The organism is Sutterella sp., assembly GCF_052272535.1.
Lineage (GTDB): Bacteria > Pseudomonadota > Gammaproteobacteria > Burkholderiales > Burkholderiaceae_F > Sutterella.
Map to the genome: position 1 here is coordinate 1 of NZ_DAVZJY010000166.1, position 5,518 is coordinate 5,518.

A 5,518-nucleotide genomic window follows, 5' to 3' on the forward strand; every position below is an offset into this window, starting at 1 on the left:
AACCCTCCGATAAAACCGTCTCCTCCACCGCATCCGCCGCTTCCATGGCGGCGGGCGGACTTCTTCTCGCGGCGCTGCTCTTTTCGAGCTTCGTGATGCGCGGCCCCGTGACGGCCGTGGGGCCGGTGTCGGACGAAATCCGCAGCGTCCTCGGAATCGGCTGGAGCGCCTACGGCTTTCTGACGGCGCTTCCCGTCGCGGCCTTCGGGGTCTTCTCCTTCGCCGCACCCTGGGCGGTGGGGCGTTTGGGGCTCCTCGGCGCGCTCGTCGGGGCGCTCGCCGTGCTCACCCTCGGCGCGCTTCTGCGCGTCGTTCCCGACTGGTGGGTGCTCCTCGCGGGCACGCTCCTCGTGGGCGCGGGCATTGCGGTGATGAACGTGCTCCTTCCCGTGTCGCTCAAGACCGGCTGGCCCGCGCGGGCGGCGGGCCTGATGGGGCTCTACACGGGACTGGTCGGCGTTTCGGGCGCGGTCGGGGGGCTCACCTCGGCGCCGCTTCTCGACTGGGGCGGAGCGCTCGCCGCGCCGATGGGATTCTGGGCGGCGGCCGCGGCCGTCGCGACGGCGTTCGTCTTCTTCGCTTCTCGGAGCGCCGCGGCTTCGGGGCGCTTCGGCGGCGCCGCGCCCGGTGGCGTCGGCTTCCGCGCGCTTCTCGTCAACCCGCTCGCCTGGGCGCTCACGGGCGTGATGGGCCTGCAGTCGCTCACGATCTACACGGCCGCGGCGTGGATGCCGCCCTATTGGCACGCGCAGGGGCTCGCGCCCTCAGAGACGGGCTTCTGGCTCTTCGTCTATCTGCTCTCAGGCCTTCCCGCGTCGCTCCTGACGCCCCGCTTCATGACGTGGGTGAGAAGCGAGGCGGCGGCCGCCGTCATCCTGGCGCTTCTCTACCTCGCGGGACTCGCGGGGTGGCTCGCGGGCGGGGCGTGGCTCTTGCCGGGATCCGTCGCCGCGGGCGCCGCGCAGGGCGCGATGCTCTCGGTCGCCTTCCTCTTGATGGCGAAGAAGTCCCCCGACCTGCGCCGCATGCTAGGCATCTCGAGCATGGCGCAGGGGATCGGGTACCTGGGCGCGGGCTGCGGCCCCTCGATCTTTGCCGCGCTCTACGAGGGCACGGGCGCGTGGGCGCCCGCCTTTCTCTTCTTCGCCGCCGTGATCGTCCTCTGGGGGGCGGCGGGGTGCTTCGCCGCGCGGCGGCCGAGCCTTTGAGAGCGCAGCGGTGAAGCGCTCCGCACGGGCGTGTAAAGACGAGCCGTTTTCTTTGTGCTACGTGGAATCACGTAATTTTGGAGTGTCTACTTGGTGTTTACGCCATGGCCGCAGGACGTTCCGCCTCGATAGAATCCGCGCCGCCCCGGTAAAACTAACTAAAACAACCATTCACCACCCCAAAGAGAAGTCCCCATCATCATGGCAACATGGTCTATGTGCGTGGCGCTCGTCGTCACGATCGGTGCGGTCTGGGCGCTCGTGAAGCGCTACGAAACCCGCCTCGTTCTGCTCTCGGCAGGCCTTCTGATGTCGGTCCTGTCGCTCGAGCCGATGATCGCCTTCAAGCAGTTCGACAAGTCGATGACGAACGCCGCGCTCATCATCGCGATCTGCTCGTCGCTCGGCTTCGCCGGCGTCGTCTCCCTTACGAAGTGCGACGTGCACCTCGTGGCGCTCCTCACGAAGCCCCTGAAGAAGCTCGGCCTCATGCTGCTGCCGGCCTGCATGCTCGTCGTGTCGCTCATCTCGATCGCCATTCCCTCGACCTCGGGCCTCGTCGCCTCGGTCGGTCCGACGATCATTCCACTCATGATCCGCGCGGGCTTCCATCCCGCGATGGCCGCCGCCACCATCGTGGGCTCCATCACGATGGCGTTCCTGTCGCCGGGCGTCTCGCACAACGCCTTCGTTGCCAAGCTCGCCGGCATGCCGATCATCGACTTCATCGGCCGCTTCATGCCGTTGACGGTCGGCGCCTCGCTCGCCGCCATCGTCCTGATGGTCGTGGTCTGCGTCATCTACCGCGACTTCCGTCGTGAAGGCTTCGCCAATGAAGTGCACGATGCGGACAACTCCAAGAAGGTCGAGCTCCCCGAGCATCCCAACGTCTTCTTCGCCATCGCCCCGCTCCTTCCGGTCGTGATCCTCGTGTGCGCCTCGCTCTGGGCCCCGCAGCTCAAGATGTCCGTCGCCACGGCCATGCTGATCGGCGCGATCTACGCGATCGCCGTCACCCGCACCAACCCCGCCGACGTCACGAAGAAGTTCTTCGACGGAATGGGTTCGGGCTACGCCAAGATCATCGGCATCATCATCGCGGCGGGCGTCTTCGCCGCCGGCCTGCGCGCCTGCGGCGTGATCGACGCCTTCGTGGACTACCTCACGCATGCGAACGAAGTCGCCAAGCTCGGCGCCGCCCTCGGGCCCTACCTGATGGCGCTCGTCACGGGTTCGGGCGACGCGGCCACCTTCGCCTTCAACGAGGCGGTGACGCCACACGCCGAGAAGTTCGGCCTTACGATCGACTCCCTCGGCTACCTCGCCGCGATAGCGGGCAACTTCGGCCGCCTCTCGTCGCCCCTTGCCGGCGGCATGATCATCGCGGCCGGTCTCGCCGGCGTCTCGCCCTTCGCGATCGTGAAGCGCACCGCCCCGGTGATGTTCATCCTCCTCGTGGGCGTCTACTTCATCAGTTGATGCACCCTGGAGAGCGCCTTCCCGCCCCGTCCGGACGGGAAGGGCGCAGACCCTTCAGGAAAGCCCTGGCATTCACCATGCCCGGGCTTTTCTTCTTTCCCGCCTCCCGCCCGTCCGGCGTCCTCCGCCGCACCTGAGGCACGCTTTTTGCTAAGCGGCTGGCGCCGCCCTCCGCTCCGCCCGGGCTTTCCGCAGAGGCCTAACCGCATCGACGCACCGGTGCATCGGATTCGCCAGCAGGCGCACCAAGGCGGCGCAGCCTCAGGCAAACGCCCTAGGGATTCCGGGTTTCCCCTATAGGGAGTTTGCAATATTGGCGTTGATGCATAAGTCAAAGCGTGCGTGTGTTTCGGCGAGAAACTTTGTTCCGCAGATAAAAACACAGGAAAAACAGCTTTCGCAAAAAGCCTAATATAGATTTCTGCATTTGCTTTCCGGCACTGAGGACCCTACCATTTCGTCTACGTTGCACAGTTTCTTTGCATCGGTGCGTCCGGCTCGTCTTCGGCGAGGCCAACCTCCTCTGCGGTGCCGTCCCTCCGGCGCCGGACGCTTCTCCCTCAAGCAATTCTTATAAAGACAAGGAATCAGACGAAAATGAACGGTCTGACAGTCATGCTGATCGCGCTGGTCGCGCTCGCCTGCGGGTACTTCGGATACGCCCGCTGGCTCGAGAAGACCTGGGGCGTTGATCCCAACCGGCCCACCCCGGCCGTGGAGAACAAGGGCGGCGACTACGCTCCCGCCAACAAGTGGACGGTGTTTGCGCACCAGTTCACGTCGATTACCGGTGCGGGCCCCGTCACCGGCCCGATCATCGCCGCCATGTTCGGCTGGCTCCCCGCGCTTCTCTGGATGCTCGTGGGCGGCGTCTTCTTCGGTGCCGTGCAGGACTTCACGGCCCTCTACGCCTCCGTGAAGAACGGCGGCCGCTCGATCGGCATGATCATTGAGGACTACGTCGGCCGCACGGGCCGTCAGCTCTTCCTCCTCTTCTGCTGGCTCTTCACGCTCCTCGTGATCGCCGCCTTCTGCGACATGGTCGCGAACACCTTCAACGGGTTCGCCAAGGACGGCACGCAGCTGATGCCGAACGCCGCCGCCGGTTCGATCTCCCTCATCTACATGGCGGGCGCCGTCGCCTTCGGCCTCTACCTCAAGTACATGAAGCCAACGGCCGGCGTGCAGTTCGTCGTCGGCGTCGTCCTGATGGTCGCGATGGTCGCCCTTGGCATCTACTGCCCGGTCTACCTCGACAGCGTCACGTGGCGCTACGTCGTCTTCGCGTACCTCTTCGCCGCCTCCGTGATGCCCATGTGGCTCCTCAAGCAGCCCCGCGACTACCTCTCGATGTTCCTCCTGATCGGCATGATCGTCTGCGGCGTGCTCGGCGTGTTCGTCAAGAACCCGACCCTCAACATGCCCGCCTTCGTCGGCTGGGAGGTGAAGAACCTCGACCTCTTCCCGATCCTCTTCGTCACGATCGCCTGCGGCGCCGTGTCGGGCTTCCACTCCCTCGTGAGCTCGGGCACCTCCTCGAAGATGGTCGCGAACGAAAAGGACATGCGCCTCGTCGGCTACGGCTCGATGTGCGTTGAAGTGGTCCTCGGCGTCGTCGCCCTCGTGATCGTCTGCGCCGGCGCTCAGAACGGCGTTCTCCCCGCGGGCACGCCCTTCCAGACCTTCTCGCGCTCCGTTGCGGGCTTCCTCACCGACATCTTCGGCGTCCCGACCAACATCGCCGCCTGCATTCTCACGATGTGCGTCTCCGCTCTGGCTCTGACCTCCGTCGACGCCGTCGCCCGCATCGGCCGCATGTCGCTGCAGGAGCTCTTCGCGCCGCGCCCCGGTGAAGCCAAGACCCCCGTGCAGAAGCTCTTCACGAACACGGTCTTCTCGACGGTTCTGACCCTCGCCCTCGGCTACGCGATCTGCCTCGCCGGCTACATGTCCGTGTGGCCCCTCTTCGGCTCGGCCAACCAGCTCCTCTCGGCGCTCGTCCTCACCGGCCTCGCCGTCTTCCTGAAGGCCACCGGCCGCAAGGGCTGGATGCTCTACGGTCCGATGACGGTGATGTTCCTCGTCACGATGACGGCCCTCGTTCAGGCGGTGCTGCGCATCTTCGGTCAGATCGCCGACGGCACGTTCGTCTTCATGGTGGGCGGCCTGCAGCTGATCATCGCCGTGGCGCTCATCATCCTCGCGCTCCTCGTGGTCTACCACTGTGTGCTGAAGCTCCGCGAACCCGCTCCGGCCGCCAAGGCCGGTTCGGTGAAGGCCTAAACCCTTCCGAGACGTCTCTTCGCGGCGCCCGATCCAAAGGGGCGCCGTGAAGGAGGCGGAACAAAAGCACCAAGCGCTCCGCGCCCTTCATCAGGTTCGGAGCGCTTTTCTTCTTTAGAATTCGGGCTCGAATCCATCTTCCATCTTCACGCGGACACCGATCCTCCATGCAGCTTTTTCTCAACGCCGGCATCATCGCCATGCCCATCCTGATCCCCCTGATCGTGCTCATCGCCATGAAGCGCTGGCCGATGAAGTGGAAGGGGCAGCGGATCGCGATGCGCGCGGCGTGGGTTTTCTACGGCCTCGCCCTCGTCGCCTTTGGGCTTCACGCCCGTGCGTGCGCCGCGGGCGCGCAGGAATTCTTCCTCGCCTGGTGGGGCGCCGCCGCGACTTCGACCGAGTGGGCCTACGCGGGCTGGGCGTTGCAGGGCTTCGCGGTGGTGGCGCTCATGTTCGTCGTCAACTGGAACACCGTGCGGCTCTTCATCGACGCGAAGCGCCTGCGCCGCGAGCGCGCGGCGGGCGGGAGGTCCGAGCCGCCCGCG

General features: G+C 65.9%; 4 protein-coding genes. All 4 read left to right on the top strand.

Features of this window, described 5'->3' with window-relative positions:
* Positions 1–1,208, top strand: a 1,208-nt coding sequence (locus tag ACT6Y9_RS08330) for an MFS transporter (protein WP_443744198.1), incomplete at its 5' end; no start/stop codon positions are given.
* A 201-nt stretch (positions 1,209–1,409) separates the two neighbouring features.
* Positions 1,410–2,687, top strand: a complete 1,278-nt coding sequence (gene dcuC, locus ACT6Y9_RS08335) for a C4-dicarboxylate transporter DcuC (protein ID WP_295479348.1) — start codon at positions 1,410–1,412, stop codon at positions 2,685–2,687.
* A gap of 597 nt (positions 2,688–3,284) precedes the next feature.
* Positions 3,285–4,970 carry a carbon starvation CstA family protein gene (locus ACT6Y9_RS08340; RefSeq protein WP_295479344.1) on the top strand — a complete coding sequence of 562 codons (1,686 nt, stop codon included), beginning with the start codon at positions 3,285–3,287 and terminating at the stop codon, positions 4,968–4,970.
* A gap of 167 nt (positions 4,971–5,137) precedes the next feature.
* Positions 5,138–5,518: hypothetical protein (locus tag ACT6Y9_RS08345; RefSeq protein ID WP_443744199.1), on the top strand; the 381-nt coding region annotated here is incomplete at its 3' end.

Excerpts from the sequence above, each read along its gene's own strand:
- dcuC (WP_295479348.1), top strand. The coding sequence starts at position 1,410 with ATGGCAACATGGTCTATGTGCGTGGCGCTCGTCGTCACGATCGGTGCG.
- ACT6Y9_RS08340 (WP_295479344.1), top strand. The coding sequence starts at position 3,285 with ATGAACGGTCTGACAGTCATGCTGATCGCGCTGGTCGCGCTCGCCTGC.